Here is a 19,207-nt window from a genome sequence, read left to right as displayed (position 1 = left end):
TTGCGTTACCCGGCTGAGCGAGTAATTATCAGGTCTTATCTTTTATCGTCTGACTGACACCATTGGTCTTAACCGAAGTAATACCGGTCTCGCGTGACTGTTCATTCGCATACAGTTGACTGCTACCAATAATCTGGTGGTTTGCAGCTTTCAGGTTGAAATGTAATTTTCCATTAGCCGCTGTTTTTTTCTCATAACGCTCATCCAGAGGGCTGTTAGCCTGGACAGATGCGATCCCTTTTTCCGCAGCGCCTTTGGTAGTGTAAAGCTCGCTGGTAAGGATTATTTCCCCGTTCCCAGCTTTAAGAACAAAGCGGTACTGATCATCGCTACTTTTACTTAATTCAAACCAACCAGCCATATGAACTCCTTGATTAAAAGTTTTAGATCAAACAGTTATTGACGACAGTGTTGTCAGAAAGAGTATGAGCGATATTTGGAGAGTTGCTAGTCACCAGGGCCCCATGGAGCAGCGGGCCCTGAAGGGCAGGAGTGTTTAAGCAATTCGGCAGGCGTCGGCTTCCCAGCGATACCCCACGCCATAGACCGCGCGGATAAACGACTGCTCAGCATCCAGCGACTCCAGCTTGCGTCGCAGGTTCTTAATATGGCTGTCGATGGTGCGGTCGGTAACGACGCGATAATCGTCATAGAGATGGTTAAGTAATTGTTCTCGGGAGAATACTTTTCCCGGCTCATGTGACAACGTTTTAAGTAAGCGGAATTCGGCGGGCGTTAAATCGAGCATCTTCCCACGCCAGGAGGCCTGAAAACGGCCTTCATCGACGATAAGCGGGCTTTCTGCATCCATTTGTTGTAGTTCGCGCTGCGGTTTGCATCGGCGCAGGATCGTTTTAACACGCGCGACGACTTCGCGCGGGCTGTACGGTTTACAAATATAATCATCTGCACCGATCTCCAGCCCCAGCAGGCGATCAATCTCTTCGATTTTAGCGGTTACCATCATGATGGGGACTTCTGAGAAGCGGCGGATTTCCCGACACAGGGTCAGACCATCGGTACCGGGCAGCATCAGATCCAACAAGATCAGATCGGGCGGTGTTTGGCGCACGTAAGGCAGAACCAGGTCGCCGTGGCTGATGAGCGTAGGAGCGTAGCTCGCTGCCCGCAGGTAGTCGATGAGCAGTTGCCCCAGCTTGGGTTCGTCTTCCACGATCAGAATACGCGGCGTGTTTTCATCAATGGGTAACTCAGTCATACATCTCTCTGTAAATCGCGTTCCAGCGGTAACTCTACTGTAATGCTAACCCCACCAAAAGGCGAATGGGCGGCGCGGATCAGACCATTATGCGCTTGTACGATATTGACGCAAATCGCCAGCCCCAGCCCGGAACCTCCGCTGGCGCGGTTACGCGAGCCTTCGGTGCGATAAAATCGTTCAAACAGCTTCTGTAACTGCTCGTCACTTACGCCGGGAGCGGAATCCGCGAAGGTTAATAACACCATGCGTTCGCGTTGTTCGGCGCTGATGTGCAGCCCGCCGCCGCTGTCGGTGTAGCGCAGGCTGTTTTCCAGCAGATTGTTGAACAACTGCATCAGACGATCCCTGTCGCCAAATACCGTCATGCTGTCCGGGAGCGAGAGTTGAATCGTCAGTCCACGGCTGGCAAAGCGTTCACGAAATGCGCCGCTTGCCACCTCAAGCAGCGGGATAAGATCCAGCGATGATTTCTGATAGGCCAGCGCGCCTTCATCTGACATGGAGAGCTGATGAAGGTCGTCAACCAGTTTGGTGAGCGTACCCACTTCAGCCTGCAAAGAAGCAACGGAGTCGGGCGTGAACTGGCGGACGCCATCCTGAATGGCCTCCAGTTCACCGCGCAACACCGCCAACGGCGTGCGCAGTTCGTGAGAAATGTCGGCCATAAAGTCACGACGCATCTGCTGGTTTTTTTCCAACGTACTGGCGAGCTGGTTGAAGTCCTGCGCCAGCTTGCCTAGCTCATCCGTACTGGTTGGCGTAACGCGAGTGGTGAAATCGCCCGCCGCCAGTTTGTGCGTGCCTTCCACTAACCGTTTAACCGGGGCCAGCAGGCTGCGCGCCAGCGTAAACGTTGCCAGCGCAGCCAGAATCGTGGAGAGCGCGACGATAAGCCAGCTGGAACGTCTTTGCTGCATGTCGAAATTGATATCGGTATTACGCGTTAAACGCTCCACCGGAGAGGCAATCACAGCACCCACTTCGCTACCGTTGACGCGGATGGGATGGCGCATACCGTCGCGGGGGACAGGAGCCCGCGGGCCGACCAGTACGTGGGCATTTTGATCGACAACCCAAAACTGTGTACGCCAGCCGTGTGGCGGCATGCCTGGACCCGGTTTATCATCGTCGTTGTCGTGTTCAAAAGAGCGCAGGATCTGGAAAACGAAACGATCGTTATTGCGTAAGAATCGCCAGTTGCCGTGCTGCGCGTACTGCTCGCTTAACGCGTCGCTGAGCATTTGCAGCCGCTGTTCGTTACCGTGCTTAATATAGTCGATAAAACCGCGTTCGAAGCTTATGCGTACGGCCCAGTGCATGCTGATCAGCAACACAATGCAGGTGGCGAAAATCGCCAGAAACAGTTTGCCGGTGATACCGGGCCGCCAGAACTTCATCAGGTGCTCCTTTTGCGTCGTGAAATCACCGCATTGGTTTGCGTGTCGTTCGGCACGCGGGCAAAAATAATGGCGGGCAGCGCAATAATGAATGCAATGCACAACCAGGTATACATAAAGACGCTATGCGTACTACCGCTGTCGATGGCGATATGCTGCTGGCCAAACATGCCTAACAGCAGGCCCGCGATGGTCACCCCGATACTCATCGACAGCTGCATGATCATCGACAGCAAGCTGTTGCCGCTGCTGGCGAGATCGTCAGGCAGATCTTTTAACGTAAGGGTATTCATGGATGAAAAGCGCGTTGAGTTGACCATTCCCTGTAAAAACAGCACGAAGGGCAGGGCGTAATACCAGCCCAGCAGTGCCGTGGTCATTAGCAACAGACTGACCAGCGACAGGCCAAGCGTGGTGGTAATCAGTACGCGACGGTAACCAAAGCGGTTAACGACCTGCACCACAATGCGCTTCATGCCCATACTGCCCAGCACCATCGGGATCATCATCAGTCCGGCATGAAACGGTGAAAAACCGAGGCCAATCTGTAAAAACACCGGCGTCATAAACGGCAGCATACCGCTGCCGATGCGTCCGGCAAAACTGCCGAACAGACCTAGCGAGAAGGTCGATGTGCGAAACAGATTCAGGCTAAACAGCGCGCGGGGATTTCGATGGGCGTGTTTCAGATACAGCGCAATAGCCAGCACCCCGCAGATGACCAACGCCGCCAGCGTGATACTGGAGAGACCTGTTCCTTTGCTGCCATCGAGCGCCAGCGTCAGAACCGCCATACCGACCGCCAGCATCGCGAATCCGGAGAGGTCGAAGCGTCGGGTTTGCATGGTGTAGTTGGGCATCAACATTAACGTCGCTATCGCGCCGACAATGCCTACCGGAATGTTAATCAAAAAGATCCAGTGCCAGGAGGCGTATTCAACCAGAATTCCGCCTAACGCTGGGCCCAGCAGCGGGCCGATTTGACCGGGTAAAGTGACAAACGTCATCGCCGCCATATATTGCTCACGCGGGACGATTTTCATCACCGTCAGCCTGCCGACTGGCACCATCATCGCACCGCCAACGCCTTGTAAGACGCGCGCCATCACCAGCTCGTTGAGCGTGCTGGACCCGGCGCAAAACAGCGAACCAAGCGTAAACAGGATAATGGCGGTGAAGAAGATATTACGCACGCCAACTTTGTCCGCCAGCCATCCGCTGGCGGGCAGCATCACGGCAACGGTTAAAACATATGACACAATGACCATATGCATGTGTAACGGGCTTTCCCCGAGGCTTGCCGCCATCGAGGGAAGCGCGGTATTAACGATGGTGGTATCCAGCGACTGCATAAAAAAACCAAATGCCACAATCCAAAGTTGCCAGCGGGTGCTGTCGGGAAGTTCTGTCATAACTCTGCTACCGGTTTGCTGTTTTTACGCGAAAAACGCAGACGCAGACGGTCGAAAAAGAGATAGACCACAGGCGTGGTGTACAGCGTCAGGAGCTGGCTCACGACCAGCCCACCGACAATGGTTATCCCCAACGGCTGGCGCAGCTCAGAGCCATCCCCTGCGGATAACACTAACGGCAGTGCGCCAAATAACGCCGCCAGCGTGGTCATCATGATTGGGCGAAAGCGCAACAGGCAGGCCTGGAAAATAGCTTCTTCCGGCTGCAGCTTACCGTTTCTCTGCGCTTCCAGCGCAAAATCGACCATCATGATGGCGTTTTTCTTCACAATTCCAATTAATAGCATGATCCCTATCAGGGCGATTAGGCTGAACGGGGCATTGAACAGCTCCAGCGCCAGCAAAGCCCCGACCCCTGCCGAAGGTAGCGTGGAGAGAATGGTCAGCGGATGTACATAGCTTTCATACAGCATACCCAGCACGATATAGACGGTGGCGATGGCGGCGATAATCAGGATCACCTGCGAGTTCATAGTGTCCTGAAATACCTGGGCGGTACCGGCAAAGCTGCCACGAACCGTGGAGGGGACGCCTAGCTGGGTCATGGTTCTGTTGATGGCCTCTGTCGCTTCTGACAGTGAAGAACCTGTCGGCAGGTTAAACGACACGGTTGAGGCGGCAGATAATCCCTGATGGTTTACCGACAGTGGCGCATTCGCTGGCTGCCATTTGGCAAAGTACGATAACGGGATCGCTTTACCGTCATTGTTGATGACGAACATTTTGTCCAGCGCGCTGATGTCCTGGGTGTAACGTCGATCGACCTCCATCACCACTTTGTACTGGTTCATCGGCTGATAGATGGTTGAAATTTGTCGCTGACCAAAGGCGTTATTCAGCAGGCTGTTGGCGGCCGCCACGTCGATCCCAAGACGAGACATGGTGTCGCGATCGTAAATCAGATTCATCTCCGCGCCATTGTCCTGCTGATCGGAGTTGACGTCCGCCAGTTGGGGCAGGGCGGCAAGCGCCTTACGGATCTTCGGTTCCCACTCACGCAGCGCCGCCAGATCGTCGGACAGCAATGTGTATTGATAGCTGGCGTTGGCCTGCCGTCCGCCAACGCGGATGTCCTGCACCGCCATCAGAAACAGATTCGCACCTGGTTCTTTTGAAAGCGCAACGCGTAGGCGGTCGATCACCTGCTGAGCGGTTTCACGGCGCTCATCGCGGGGCTTGAGGGTAATAAACATCATCCCGCTGTTAACCCGTGACCCACCGGTAAAGCCGGTGACATTGTTCACCGCCGGATCGTCGCGGATGATCTTCATAAAATCCTGCAGTTTACCGCGCATCGCCTGGAAAGAGATGCTCTGGTCAGCCTGGATCCCTCCCATCAATACGCCCGTATCCTGCTCCGGGAAGAAGGTTTTGGGGATGGAAATATAAAGCCAGATATTCAGCGCAATGGTGCCGAGTAATACCACGCCCACCAGTCGCGTGTGGCGCAGTACCCATTTAAGTGAAGTGCCGTAGCTTTGCTGCAGCGCTACCAGCACGCGACCAAATCCCCGTTTACGCGACTGTTCACGCGGGGCGCTGGATTTAAGCATCCAGCCGCACATCATTGGCGTTAATGTCAGCGACACCAGCAGCGAGATACCGATGGCAACCGACAGCGTGACGGCAAATTCGCGCAGCAGGCGTCCAGGCAATCCGCCCATTAACAGCAGCGGCAGGAACACCGCCACCAGCGACAGGCTCATGGAAAGCACAGTGAATCCCACTTCGCGCGTACCCTGTAACGCCGCCTGGAGTGGCTTCATTCCCGCTTCCAGGTGGCGGGCAATATTTTCCAGCACCACGATGGCGTCATCTACGACAAATCCCGTGGCAATGGTTAACGCCATCAACGACAGGTTGTTCAGGCTGAATCCGCACAGATACATGGCGGCAAAGGTACCGATCAGCGAGACCGGAACCGCTACCGCGGGGATCAGAGTCGCACGCCCGGATCGCAGGAAAACAAAGACCACCAGGATAACCAGCGCCACGGAGATAATCAGCGTCTGTTCGACTTCCTCTAGTGAAGCGCGAATGGTCGGTGAACGGTCCTGGGCGATTTGCAGATCGATGGCGGCCGGGACCAGCGTTTGTAGCTCCGGTAATTTGGCGCGAATGCTATCTACAGTCTGAATAATATTGGCTTCCGGCAGCTTGCGGATCATCAGCAGAATGGCCGGTTTGGCGTTGGTCATCCCCGCGTTACGAACGTCCTGTACAGAGTCGGTTATAGACGCAACATCACCCAGTCGCACCGCTGCGCCGTTGTTATAGTGGATGATAATCGGTTGATATTCGGCGGCGGTTTTCAGCTCATCGTTAGTTTGTACCTGCCAGCGATGGGTATCATTCTCGATAGCGCCCTGCGGCTTACGCACGTTGGCATTGTCGATCGCGCTACGCACGTCGTCCAGTGACACGCCCTGGTTAAACAGCGCCTGCGGGTTGAGTCCTACCCGCACGGCAGGCAGAGAACTGCCTCCAACGTCCACGTCGCCCACACCGTCGATTTGCGCGATGGTCTGCGCCAGTTGTGTTGATGCGAAATCGTACAGTTCACCCTGCGAGTAAGTGTCCGACGTCAGCGTCAGGATCATGATTGGCGCATCGGAAGGGTTAGCTTTGCGATACGTTGGTCGGCTCGGCATCCCGCTGGGCAGCAGGCTTTGCGCGGCGTTAATCGCGGCCTGAACGTCCCGCGCCGCGCCATTGATGTCACGGTCGAATTTGAATTCGAGAATAATACGCGTACTGCCAAGCGAACTACTCGAAGTCATTTCGTTTACGCCCGCGATGCGGCCCAGCGAGCGCTCCAGCGGAGTTGCGACCGAAGACGCCATCGTTTCAGGGGAGGCACCGGGTAATGATGCGCTGACCATAATCACCGGAAAATCCACCTGCGGCAGCGGAGCGACCGGCAGCAGACGAAAGCCCAGAATACCGCACAGGGTGATAGCCACCGAAATGAGAATGGTCGCCACCGGCCGATGAATGAAAAGCGCGAAAAATTTCATTTACGCTTCCTCTTCCTGACGCGGGAAACGGCTTTTCACATACAGCGACAGACGGTCAAACAGCAGATAAATTACCGGAGTGGTAAACAGGGTTAATACCTGACTCACAAGCAGTCCACCGACCATGCCAATGCCTAACGGACGGCGTAACTCTGCGCCCACACCGGTACTTAACATCAGCGGCAACGCGCCGAGCAGTGCCGCCAGCGTAGTCATCAGAATTGGGCGGAAACGCAGCAGACAGGCCTGGAAAATAGCATCGCGCGGCGCCATGCCTTGTTCGCGCTCCGCGGCAAGGGCAAAGTCGATCATCATTATGGCGTTTTTCTTGACGATACCGATGAGCAAAATAATGCCAATAATCGCGATGACGTCCAGTTCGCTGCCGGCAATCATTAACGCCAGCAGTGCCCCGACGCCCGCCGTCGGCAGCGTGGAGAGAATAGTAATTGGGTGAATAAAGCTCTCATACAGCACGCCGAGGACGATATACATCGCGACAACCGCAGCCACAATCAACCAGATGGTATTTCCCAGCGCGGCCTGGAAGGCGAGCGTGCTACCCTGGAACTGGGTCGTAATATTTGCGGGCAGGTTAAGCGTTTTTTCGGCGTCCAGAATCGCCTGTACCGCATCACCCAGCGAATGTTCGTCTGGCACGTTGAACGAGATGGTGGTGACCGGGAACTGATCGAGGTGGTTAATCGACAGCGGGGCAAAACGCTGTTCAATACTGGCGATCGCGCTGAGCGGTACTATGCCACCGTCGATACTGGTCAGACGTATTGTATCCAGTGCCGCAAGCCCCGGCGTATTGTTGGTGTTATGTTCTAACACCACGCGATACTGATTTGCCTGGGTGTAAATAGTCGAAATCAAACGCTGGCCGAAGGCGTTGTACAGGGCGTTGTCGACATCTGACATGCTGATGCCCAAACGGCTGGCGCTGTCGCGATTGACGTTCACATACGCTACCAGCCCTTTGTCCTGCCAGTCGCTGCTGACATCGGACAGCTGCGGTAGCTGATTTAGTTTTGCTATCAGCTGTGGAACCCAGGTGCTGAGGGCATCAAGGGATGTCGCTTGCAGCGTGAACTGATATTGCGTCCGGCTCACCTGAGTATCAATCGTCAGATCCTGAGTAGGCTGAAGATAAAGGTCAACTCCGGGAACCCTGTCAACCGCGTCCTGTAAGCGCGCAATCACTTTCTGCACCCGATCGTCACGTTCATCCAGCGGTTTAAGGTTGATTTGCAAACGTGCGCTGTTCAATGCCGGATTAGTACCATCCACGCCGACAAAAGCGGTCAGGCTCTCTACCGCCGGATCTTTAAGGATGACATCTGAAACCTGACGCTGGCGCTCGGCCATGCTGGCGAATGAGCTGGACTGCGGTGCCTGTAGCGTACCCTGGATAATGCCGTTGTCCTGGATTGGGAAGAAACCTTTGGGGATAAAAACCCATAGCATGACGCTCAATGCCAACGTGCCGAGCGCTACGCTCAGCGTCAGCCACGGGTGGTTAAGTACTTTTGCCAGCCAATGACCGTACCCGGCTATGACGCGATCAAACACTCGCTCTGAGGCGCGGGAGAAGCGATTCTGCTTACGCAATGAGGCCTGATTCAGCATACGCGCGCACATCATCGGCGTAAGAGTGAGCGAGACAACGGCGGAAATCAGAATCGCCACCGCCAGCGTAACGGCGAATTCACGGAACAAGCGCCCGACGATATCGCCCATGAATAGCAGTGGGATCAATACCGCAATCAATGAAAACGTCAGAGAGATGATGGTAAAACCAATCTCGCCTGCGCCCTTCAGGGCAGCAGTCAGCGGTTTTTCGCCTTTTTCGATATAGCGTGAAATATTCTCGATAACCACGATAGCGTCATCCACAACAAAGCCTGTCGCGATGGTTAGCGCCATTAAGGTCAGGTTGTTGATGGAGAAATCAAGAAATACCATCACCGCGAAGGTGCCGATTAACGACAACGGTACGGCGACTGCAGGAATAATCGTCGCCGGAACATTGCGCAGAAACAGGTAGATAATCATCACCACCAGCGCTATCGCCAGCATCAACTCGAACTGGGTGTCTGCAACAGAGGCACGAATATTGGTGGTGCGATCGGAAAGTACGCTGACCTTAACCGATTTGGGCAGGCTTTCGGTGAGCTGTGGCAGCATCTGGCGGATACTGTCTGCCGTGGCGATGATGTTCGCCCCAGGCTGGCGCTGCACATTCATCACTATAGCTTGTTGCTTATTTGCCCATGCACCCAGCCAGCTGTTTTCTGCTCCTTGTTCGACGGTAGCGACATCGCCCAGGCGAACCGGTGCACCGTTTTTATAGGCAATAATGAGCTGACGATATTCATCTGCGGACTGCATCTGGTCGTTAGCTGAAAGGGTAACGGCGCGCGTTGGGCCATCAAGACTCCCTTTTGCTGAATTGACGTTGGCACCGGTAATGGCCGTACGGATGGTTTCGCTGGTCAGACCGAGTGCGGCAATGGCCTGAGCGTTAAGTTTCACGCGGACCGCCGGACGTTGCCCACCGGAAAGTGTTACCAGACCCACGCCGGATACCTGAGAGATTTTCTGCGCGACGCGGGTTTCGACCATATCTTCCACCTGCGTCATCGGCATGGCGCTGGAAGTGACCGCCAGCGTCATGATCGGCGGATCTGCCGGGTTTACCTTGCTGTAGACCGGAGGGTTAGGTAGATCGCTAGGTAATAAATTGGTGGCGGCGTTAATCGCGGCCTGAACTTCCTGCTCGGCAACATCCAGCGGGAGCGTCAGTTGAAACTGTAACGTAACGACCGATGCGCCACCGGAGCTTTGTGATGACATCTGTTTTAAGCCAGACATCTGGCCAAACTGACGTTCAAGCGGCGCGGTTACCGCCGAGGTCATGACGTCCGGGCTGGCGCCAGGGTAGAGCGTCACGACCTGAATCGTGGGGTAATCCACTTCAGGTAAGGCGGCGATTGGCAGAAAGCGATAACCGATAATACCGGCAAGCAAAATCGCGACCATCAGCAGCGTAGTGGCGACGGGGCGCAGAATGAACAGGCGCGATGGTCCGCCTGTGTTGTCAGGAGGTAACACCTGCATCAGGAGTTGGCTCCTTTTTTGCCGTATCCGCGTGGCGCTGTTTTCTCATCGGAAACAGAGGCGTCGTGCGCCTCAACGACTTCGACTTTTGCGCCTTCCGTCAGACGGTCAATACCGTCAGTCACGACCCGATCGCCTGCGGACAACCCAGCGGCGATCACCACTTTTTGGCTGTCCTGAATACCCGGTTTAACCAGATGCTTGCTGACTTTGTTGTCGCTGTTCAATACCCAGACAAAGTGCCCTTCGTTGCCCATCTGCAGGGCTGCTGTTGGGATCACAACGGCATTTTGCTGCGTGTCGACCAGCATGCGGGCGTTGACGAACTGGTTAGGGAATAACGCATCATCCTGATTGTTAAAACGGGCTTTAACTTTGATGGTTCCTGTAGTGGCATCAATCTGATTGTCGAGACTGAGCAGGACGCCTTCACTCAGTTTTTGTGAATTGGTTCGGTCCCAGGCTTCGACCTTCAGCTGGCTTCCCGATTTTTGTGCCTGCAACACGGTAGCAATGTCGTTTTCAGGCAAAGTAAATATCAGGTCGATGGGATGAGTTTGCGTAATGACGACGATCCCGGTGGTATCGCCGCTGGAAATTTGGTTACCGACATCGACCTGCTTCAGGCCGACACGACCATCGACAGGTGCGGTTATCCGGCTCCAGTCGAGCTGCAACTGAGCGCTGGCGACACTGGCTTCATCCGCTTTGATTGTGCCTAACGTCTCATTGACCAGCGCCTGCTGGGCATCCAGCTCCTGGCGGGAGACCAGATTGGTTTTAACCAACTGTTGATAGCGGGCAAGATCGCGACGGGCATTCGCCAGCGTGGCTTTATCTTTTGCCAGTTGTCCCTGCGCCTGAGCCAGAGCGACTTTGAACTGGCTGGGATCTATCTCTGCCAGCAGGTCGCCGGCTTTTACCTGTTGTCCTTCCTCAAAGTGTAAGGCAATGAGCTGACCGTCCACCCGGCTACGTACCGTGGCGGTATTGGCGGCAGTAATGGTACCCAGCCCTGTCAGGTAACGTGGAACGGCTTCCTCGGTGGCGGTGGCAGCCTGCACGGGAGCCAACGGTCCGGAGCGCATTCCACGGCGTGCCGACCCAGGCGTGTGCTGCGCTGGTTTGGTAGCGCCCGGTGCGGTTTCCTGGGAAGCGCTGTGGCTTTGCCAGAACCAGATGGCGGCGACGGCGGCCACGACGATCACGATTGCTATCACCCAGCGGGATTTATTACTGCCTTTCATTGTTATGAGTTTCTCATCCTGAAACGATTCGCGGAATGATACTAGTTTAGCCAGCGAACAAGGGAGAAAAATGGAGGAATTATGAAACACTGTCGGGATTCGTCTGAATGCTGACGCGGCTTTGCGAGGCGTTACGCAACAATTTGCGGCGAAAATAGCGAATGCGTCATTGTGCGTTAGAGTGCGGTCAAGGCAAAAGGAGGTAAGCCAGAGATTTCAGCGGGACGCTGGAACGGGAAAGCCCCTCCCGAGGAAGGGGCCAAAATAAGGAAAGGGTTATGATGAAGTACGTCATCATACTGGTGATACTCTTAGTCATTAGCTTACCGGCTTACTAAGACACCAGGGGGAGGGGAAACCTTCCCTAACCCTCACTCCTGAAAATAAGCCACAGCAACGGTGATGTCAATACGCACACCTTTCAGCTTGCGAGCGGCTTAGCGGAAAACAACGTCAGCCCAGCGGGCCAGACCGGCGGTGACAGAACCGAAGTCATCGCCACCCGCGATAGGGATCCCAGGAAGCTGCTGGGCGAGGGCTTTTTTAATCAGCGGTGAACGCGCGCTGCCGCCGGTCAGATAAATTACGTCCGGTTTTTCCTGCGCGTTGTCCAGCGCCAGTTTGACCTGCTCCAGAATGCGCGCCAGGGGCTGATTGAGCGCGGCCTCCAATCCATGTTGACTAATATCGGTTGCCAGCGTGTCGCTGATAAACGGTATCGCAGCCGTTACAATGGTCTGGTCGGAAAGCGCGATCTTGCTCTCTTCTGCGCTGCGCACCAGGCGATAGCTCAGACGCTCGCGCCAGACTTTAAGCAGCAAGGCTACTTTATCGGCTTCTTTCGCGTCGCGGACAAGATCGTTCAGTAAACGACCGTTGGCGCTGCTGTAGAAATCACTTTGCGCGGGAACATCGTTGATCGCGACCGCGTTCCACCAGGGGAGAATCGGTAAGGCGATCCCTTTTTCAGTCTCACCGCCCATACCTAGCAGCGGCATCAGGTGTTTAAACGCCAGCGCGATATCCAGATCGTTCCCGCCTACACGGCAGCCACTGTGTCCCAGCAGGCTGTTTTCGCGATCGGCGCGCTGATGCCATTGCGGCCCCATCAGCAGTAGTGAACAGTCGGTCGTACCCCCGCCAATATCTACCACCAGCACGCGTTTCTCATCCTGCAGTGTGGCTTCGTAATCCAGCCCCGCTGCTACCGGCTCGTACTGGAAGACGACATCCTGAAAACCGGCTCGTTTGGCTGCACGTTCAAGAATCCCCTGCGCCTGGGTGTTGGCGTCATCGCCGCCTAATCCCTGGAAGTTGATGGGGCGACCAATTACGGCCTGAGTGATAGCTTCCGGCAGTTGGCTTTGCGCCTGGTTGCGAATGTGCAGCATCATTGCACAGACGAGATCTTCAAACAGCGCAACTTGCTGCGGCTTCAGACCGCTGGCGCCCAAAAATGATTTTGGCGATTTAACGAAGTACACCTCTTCCGGGTCTTCAATATACTGACCCAGCGATGTCAGACCGAACTGCACGCTGTTGGCGTTAACGTCGATGTCCTCTTCGCGATTGTAGCGCATCGCACGGCGAAGCAGCGCCTGTGTTTCATCGTCCGTGGTTGGAACGTCGTGATGGCGATACAGCCACTCGCTAACCGCTTCGCGCGTTGGTGCACACAGCATTGAGGGTAGCAGCGTGCTGTTATTTTCCATTTTGAGCAGGTGGGGCTGCCCATCACGCATAACGGCCACTGAACAGTTTGCCGTACCGTAGTCAAAACCAATAAACACCGTAAAAATCCCCATGCCAGTGAAGAAGGGGCGTGACTTTAACGAATAGTTGACGCCCCGACAACTGGAATATGAAAGCAAGGCGTACTGATTGAATACCGTTTATGCTGTAAGTTTGCTTTAAAAGGAAAACCGAATGTTCACGCTGAGCTGGCAACCGCCTTATGACTGGCCCTGGATGCTGGGATTTCTTGCCGCCCGTGCGGTTGAAGGTGTCGAAACCGTAGAAGAACTGAGTTATGTCCGAAGTCTGTCCGTAGGGGAGTATCGTGGTCTGGTAAGCGTTGTCCCGGATCTGCACGCCAACGTGCTACACGTGACGTTGAGCTCAGGGTTACAGCCTGTAGCCTCTGAGTGCCTGGCAAAAATAACGCGCTTGTTCGATCTTTCCTGTTGCCCGCAGCAAATTGTCGGCGCGCTGGGTAACCTCGGCGCGGCGCGTCCGGGATTGCGCCTGCCGGGATGTGTCGATGCTTTTGAGCAAGGGGTACGGGCGATTTTAGGGCAGTTAGTCAGCGTGGCGATGGCCGCAAAACTGACAGCGAAAGTAGCGCACGCTTATGGCAATACACTGGAGGATGCGCCCGAGTATGTGTGTTTTCCCTCTCCAGAAGAGCTTGCCAACGCCGATCCGCTGCACCTGAAAACGTTAGGAATGCCGCTCAAACGCGCTGAAGCGTTGATTCACCTTGCTCATGCAACCCTTGAAGGAACGCTCGCGACAACAGCCCCTGCCGATATCGAACAAGGCGTTAAGCAGCTACAAACATTTCCCGGGATAGGGCGATGGACCGCCAACTACTTTGCGCTGCGCGGCTGGCAGGCGAAGGACGTTTTTCTGCCGGATGATTATCTGATTAAGCAGCGTTTTCCCGGCATGACACCAGCCCAGATCCGGCGGTATGCAGAGCGCTGGAAACCCTGGCGCTCCTATGCGCTGTTGCATATCTGGTATACGGATGGTTGGCAACCGTCAGTTGATGGCGAAATTGCTGGTATTCAGTAGCAGATCCAGCGGTTGGGCGTCGGCAATAATATCGCCATAAATCATATCAATACCGATGCCAGAAAGCGTATCCATGATGAGCGGCAGTTGCACCGGACCGGCGATGGTTTTAATGTCCAGGCGCTGAGCATGACCCTGGATAATGGACACCCACATTTCGTCGATCAAGTTGCCGGGAGCGCTGGCACTTAGCTCGCTGTCGAGTAACAGGTAATCGACAATGTGATATTTCAGGTTGTCAAAAAGCTCTAAGTCGCGACCAACCTGACTTAACACAATTCGACAACCGTACTGCCGCAGTCGATGCAGGGCGGATACCGCCTGCGTTGGGCTTGTTTTGATGACACTTGATGGAACGGTCAGATGCAGCAATCGTGGCGGTAGCGGGCTGCGTTGCAATTGCTCCAGCAGCTCATCTACCAGCTCTGTGTTGAGCAGGCCGGCGGCGGAAAGGGGCAGGGCAATACTGAGGCCCTTGTTGGCGACAGCCGGGGCAGCACTCTGGAAGAACTCGCCGAATACCCGACGATCGAGCGCTTGACTCAACGTGGGATCGACCAACCCGGCATGGAAGGCTTGATCTTCAATGACTTCACCCTCAGCGGTGCCTAAGCGAAGTGAGATAATCCAGAAGCTAAAAGTCTCCGGTATACGCGGAGAAGCAACACCTCTGGCGATCATCAGCATAGGGTTGTGTGTAATAGTGTGTCTTTGTTCATCCAATGACAGTTGGCTACGCGCGGCATGGGCCTGGCTTTGCTGAGGTTCATAGACACAGACTCGCCCACGGCCGCTGTTTTTCGCCGCGTAGCAGGCGATATCGGCCTGAGACATAACGTCAGTCGCGACATGGTTTTTCTCATCAATCAGCGTAATTCCCGCACTGGCGCCAATACGGTGCAAACGGCCTTCCCACATAAATTGGTAATTGTTAATAGCACTGATGATGCGTCCTGAGATAAAGCGGGCGCTTTCGATATTACAATCCGGCAGCAACAGACCAAACTCGTCGCCGCCAAGGCGCGCCAGCATATCGCTGGATCGCAACATGCTGAGCATAAGCGCAGAGAGTTCACGCAGCAGGGCATCGCCGGCGGCATGACCCGCGCTGTCGTTCACCGCTTTAAAACGATCCAAATCGATAAAAACCAGTACATGGCACTGGCGCGTGTCGTGTACTGAATGCAGCAATTGTTTTAGATGGTTTTCGAAGCTGACCCGGTTTGCCAACTGCGTCAGGTCATCATGTGAGGCACTGTAGCTAAGCTGGCGGAGCATCTTCCGTGACTCTGTGACGTCCTGAATAACCAACACCGAACCAATGCTGCCGCCGTCAAGGGTGCTGAGGGGCGTGATGCTGTACTGAATGTCATAACTGCTGCCATTACGACAATGCAGGACCACTTCCTGCTCGATTGCCGTACGCGACATGTCAGCACTGTAGATATTTTCCATCAGCGGACCGTTCTCGCCAAAAGTAATATGTAGTACCGTCAATAGCGGAATGCCGATGGCACTGTCCTGCTGCCAGCCGCTCATTTTCTCAGCGACCGGATTCATAAAGGTCACGTTCATATAGACATCAATACAAATTACCGCTTCGCCGATTGAGTCCAGCGTAATGTGCAGGCGCTCTTTTTCCTGATACAGCGCTTCGTTAAGCTGCTTCACTTCGGTCATATCCATATTGATACCAAGTAAGCGTTCAACTTCACCGTCTTTATTCAGCACCCGGTTGGCCAACGAGCGGATATGGCGTATGCCATCTTTTACTGCGATACGAAACTCAAGCTTAAACGGAACCCGCGCGGCCAGCGAATCACGAATCACATTTTCGGCGTACTCGCGATCTTCGGGTACAACGCACTCATACCAGACTTGCCAACTGGGCTTTATATGCGCAGGAACTTCATACAGATCGAACATCCGTTTATCCCAACTGATCACGTCAGGCTGCAGTTCCCATTCCCAAATCCCAATGCCCCCGGCTTCATTGGCGAGGGTAATGCGTTCCATCAACCGTTTGTTAATCCACTCGGTATGCTTCAGGTCGTTAATGTCCTCAACCTGCGCGATAAAGTAGAGTGGAGTGTTGTCGCTATGACGCACCAGCGAAACGGCCAGCAACGCCCAGACGACGTCGCCCGCGCGGGTGTAATAGCGTTTTTCCATGGAATAGCTATTAATCTCTCCGCGTGCCAGCATGTTGAGTTGTTCAAGGTCGTTGTTCAGATCTTCCGGCCAGGTTAACTGCTGGAAGGTCAGCGAACGTAGCTCCTCCTGGCTATAGCCCAGAAACTGGCACAAGGCTTTATTGGCCTGTAGCCATTGCCCCTCGGTGCCAACCAGTGCCATGCCAATCGCGGAATATTCCATGGCGTTGCGAAAGCGTGACTCGCTTTCTGAAATGTTCTTGCGTTCGGCTCGAAACGCGTACATCACCATGGTCATCATGTTGGCGGGCAACAGGATCATCAAAAACGGCAACCAGGGGATGTCCGTCATCATGTTCTGTTTCGGGGTGTAAAGCAGTGAAGGGTCGGCGGCCAGCATCAGCGAGACCATCATCACGGTGCTGAGGAATATTAAAAACGCCTCCATACGCGGCAGGCGGACAGCGCTCCACATCAGCAGGACAATAACGCAGGTAAATGGCCATGGAATGTACATCATGGATAGCCAACTGAACGTTAAGGTCACCAGAAGCGTAATCAGGGTCTCAAGTAATAATCGCGGGTTGCGATGGCGCAGCAGGTAATGTGGTTTAAACAGCAAACCTAACGGCACCAACTCCAGTGCGCCAATGGATTCTGACAGTACCCAAATGAGAAAGGTATTTAACGTAGTTTCCTTCGGCAGCAACATCCACATCAATACGCCGCCCAGCAGTGGCGGAACAACCGCGCTGCCAAATGCCAGACGCGCCCAGTCGTTAAGATTTTGTAAGGGATTGTACCAGGGCAGCAGTTTACGCAATAACATTGCGCCAACAACAGCCTCAATAATGTTAATGACCGTATAGGAGAAATTAAGCGACTGTCCGGGGAAGAAGAGTAAAGAGGCGCCGATGCTACCGAATGAGCAAGCCAGCGCGATCCCAGGCCACATCTTTCCAGCGTGACGGTAAAAAGCCACCATCATGATAGAGGTTGGAAACCACAGCGGTGCAAGCTGTGCGCCGTAACGTGACAGTTCCAGCGAAAACAACGTAAAGATGAAAGCCACCAGACCTAAACTGGCCAGGCGCAGTAGAGGATGGGGTAAGGTAACTAAAACATGTTGGGATTGTTTACTCATTACCACTCTACCCAAATAGCCGTTGTCGCCCAGCAGAGATGCCGGACGCATCACATTTAATCTGGGATTATGCTAGTACAAACAATTTACAATTTATACGCCAGCTGCTCATAAATTAACACTCCCAAGCTATTAATTCCTAAGGCAGGTGAATAAATATAGTGGCTGTTCTAAATCTGACCATTTTAATTTGCGACAGGGACAGCATTGGTGCAGCCTGGGGTGGCATCGCGCCGCTGAAATCCCTATAATTGCCGCGTTTGGCGTTTCGGCGCCGCCCTTCCTTACATCCAGGTTAATCAGGTCGCTAAATTTATGACTGATCAGTCCCATCAGTGCGTCATTATCGGCATTGCCGGCGCATCGGCTTCCGGCAAGAGCCTTATTGCCAGTACTCTTTATCGCGAATTGCGTGAACAAGTCGGTGACGAACATATTGGCGTTATTCCCGAAGACAGCTATTACAAAGATCAAAGCCATCTGTCGATGGAAGAACGTGTAAAAACCAACTACGACCATCCGAACGCGATGGACCACAGCCTGCTGTTTCAACATCTGCAAGCGCTGAAACGCGGCTCCGCCATTGAGCTGCCGGTATATAGCTATGTTGAGCACACGCGTACGCAAGACACTATTCATATCGAACCCAAGAAAGTCATCATCCTGGAAGGCATTTTGCTGCTGACGGATGCGCGTTTGCGTGACGAGATGAACTTCTCTATTTTTGTTGATACGCCGTTAGATATTTGCCTGATGCGCCGTATCAAGCGGGATGTGAACGAACGTGGTCGTTCAATGGATTCGGTGATGGCGCAATACCAGAAAACCGTCCGCCCAATGTTCCTGCAATTTATTGAGCCTTCAAAACAATACGCCGACATCATTGTGCCGCGCGGGGGTAAAAACCGCATCGCCATCGATATTCTGAAGGCTAAAATCAGTCAGTTCTTTGAATAAGTTCAGCGAATTGTGTACCGTTCAGTGATAACCTGGTTCACCCTTAACGCACCTGGCATTAAGGGTTTGAAGCACGAAAGGAGAAAGTGCCATGCGTTTATGTGACCGAGATATTGAAGCCTGGTTGGATGAAGGTCGCCTGTCGATCAATCCACGCCCTCCTGTCGAGCGAATCAATGGCGCCACGGTAGATGTGCGCCTTGGCAACAAATTCCGTACGTTCCGCGGTCATACGGCGGCGTATATCGATTTAAGCGGACCGAAAGATGAAGTCAGCGCCGCGCTGGATCGCGTGATGAGTGATGAAATCGTCCTTAAGGACGGCGAAGCCTTTTTCCTGCATCCGGGGGAACTTGCACTGGCGGTAACATTCGAATCCGTGACACTGCCTTCCGATCTCGTCGGTTGGTTAGATGGCCGTTCTTCGCTGGCTCGTCTGGGACTGATGGTACACGTCACCGCTCACCGTATCGATCCGGGCTGGTCTGGCTGTATCGTACTGGAGTTTTACAACTCCGGAAAATTACCGCTGGCTCTGCGTCCGGGGATGCCGATTGGCGCGTTAAGTTTCGAACCGCTTTCCGGTCCGGCAGCGCGACCCTACAACCGTCGTCAGGATGCGAAATATCGCGACCAGCAGGGCGCCGTTGCCAGCCGGATCGATAAAGACTGAGTGTTT

13 protein-coding genes are annotated in these 19,207 nt (G+C 54.2%); 4 read left to right on the top strand and 9 right to left on the bottom strand.

The window, feature by feature from the left end; all coding sequences use genetic code 11:
- Positions 1-28 precede the first annotated feature (28 nt).
- The 7 genes from WN16_RS18540 to WN16_RS18510 all read right to left on the bottom strand — a co-directional run bounded on the left by WN16_RS18540 (position 29) and on the right by WN16_RS18510 (position 11,478).
- Positions 29-361: a YegP family protein gene (locus WN16_RS18540; RefSeq protein ID WP_003841759.1), complete on the bottom strand. Its 333-nt coding sequence runs from the start codon at positions 359-361 to the stop codon at positions 29-31.
- A 135-nt stretch (positions 362-496) separates the two neighbouring features.
- Positions 497-1,219 carry a two-component system response regulator BaeR gene (gene baeR / locus WN16_RS18535; protein WP_003036797.1) on the bottom strand — a complete coding sequence of 241 codons (723 nt, stop codon included), beginning with the start codon at positions 1,217-1,219 and terminating at the stop codon, positions 497-499.
- Entirely contained in the window at positions 1,216-2,619 is a 1,404-nt protein-coding gene (gene baeS, locus WN16_RS18530) for a two-component system sensor histidine kinase BaeS (RefSeq protein WP_003844344.1), read from the bottom strand. Before baeS ends, baeR begins: the two co-directional genes overlap by 4 nt.
- The gene (locus WN16_RS18525) at positions 2,619-4,031 is read right to left on the bottom strand and encodes an MFS transporter (protein WP_003036790.1); all 1,413 of its coding nucleotides are present in this window, start codon (positions 4,029-4,031) and stop codon (positions 2,619-2,621) included. The genes baeS and WN16_RS18525 overlap by 1 nt, the downstream gene beginning before the upstream one ends.
- Positions 4,028-7,108 carry a multidrug efflux RND transporter permease subunit MdtC gene (mdtC, locus tag WN16_RS18520; RefSeq protein WP_044701897.1) on the bottom strand — a complete coding sequence of 1,027 codons (3,081 nt, stop codon included), beginning with the start codon at positions 7,106-7,108 and terminating at the stop codon, positions 4,028-4,030. Before mdtC ends, WN16_RS18525 begins: the two co-directional genes overlap by 4 nt.
- Positions 7,109-10,231, bottom strand: a complete 3,123-nt coding sequence (locus tag WN16_RS18515; RefSeq protein ID WP_044701898.1) for an MdtB/MuxB family multidrug efflux RND transporter permease subunit — start codon at positions 10,229-10,231, stop codon at positions 7,109-7,111.
- Entirely contained in the window at positions 10,231-11,478 is a 1,248-nt protein-coding gene (locus tag WN16_RS18510) for an MdtA/MuxA family multidrug efflux RND transporter periplasmic adaptor subunit (RefSeq protein ID WP_003841769.1), read from the bottom strand. Before WN16_RS18510 ends, WN16_RS18515 begins: the two co-directional genes overlap by 1 nt.
- Positions 11,479-11,756: 278 nt before the next feature.
- Between WN16_RS18510 and WN16_RS18505 the strand changes: the two genes are divergently transcribed.
- Complete coding sequence (locus tag WN16_RS18505; RefSeq protein ID WP_106672390.1) at positions 11,757-11,816, top strand: type I toxin-antitoxin system Ibs family toxin; 60 nt, start codon at positions 11,757-11,759, stop codon at positions 11,814-11,816.
- Between the two features lie 99 nt (positions 11,817-11,915).
- On the opposite strand, the gene yegD is transcribed toward WN16_RS18505, so the two are convergent.
- A complete protein-coding gene (gene yegD, locus WN16_RS18500; protein WP_044701901.1) occupies positions 11,916-13,268 on the bottom strand; it encodes a molecular chaperone in 1,353 nt (450 codons plus the stop codon).
- Between the two features lie 136 nt (positions 13,269-13,404).
- On the opposite strand from yegD, the gene alkA reads away from it, so the two are divergent.
- Positions 13,405-14,274: a DNA-3-methyladenine glycosylase 2 gene (alkA, locus tag WN16_RS18495; protein WP_016150612.1), complete on the top strand. Its 870-nt coding sequence runs from the start codon at positions 13,405-13,407 to the stop codon at positions 14,272-14,274.
- Here the strand turns inward: alkA and WN16_RS18490 are convergent.
- Positions 14,242-17,571 carry a diguanylate cyclase gene (locus WN16_RS18490; RefSeq protein WP_103790826.1) on the bottom strand — a complete coding sequence of 1,110 codons (3,330 nt, stop codon included), beginning with the start codon at positions 17,569-17,571 and terminating at the stop codon, positions 14,242-14,244. The two genes, alkA and WN16_RS18490, sit on opposite strands and share 33 nt — an antisense overlap.
- A 315-nt stretch (positions 17,572-17,886) precedes the next feature.
- Here WN16_RS18490 and udk point away from each other — a divergent pair, with 315 nt between their 5' ends.
- Positions 17,887-18,528 (top strand): uridine kinase, encoded by a 642-nt coding sequence (gene udk / locus WN16_RS18485; RefSeq protein WP_003841777.1) that lies wholly within the window; start codon positions 17,887-17,889, stop codon positions 18,526-18,528.
- 91 nt (positions 18,529-18,619) lie between these two features.
- A complete protein-coding gene (dcd, locus tag WN16_RS18480; protein ID WP_003036774.1) occupies positions 18,620-19,201 on the top strand; it encodes a dCTP deaminase in 582 nt (193 codons plus the stop codon).
- Positions 19,202-19,207: the final 6 nt, after the last annotated feature.

Origin of the sequence: Citrobacter sp. ABFQG, assembly GCF_004322975.1 — a bacterium.
Classification (GTDB): Bacteria; Pseudomonadota; Gammaproteobacteria; order Enterobacterales; family Enterobacteriaceae; genus Citrobacter; species Citrobacter freundii.
This window is presented reverse-complemented; position numbering and strand designations above follow the sequence as displayed.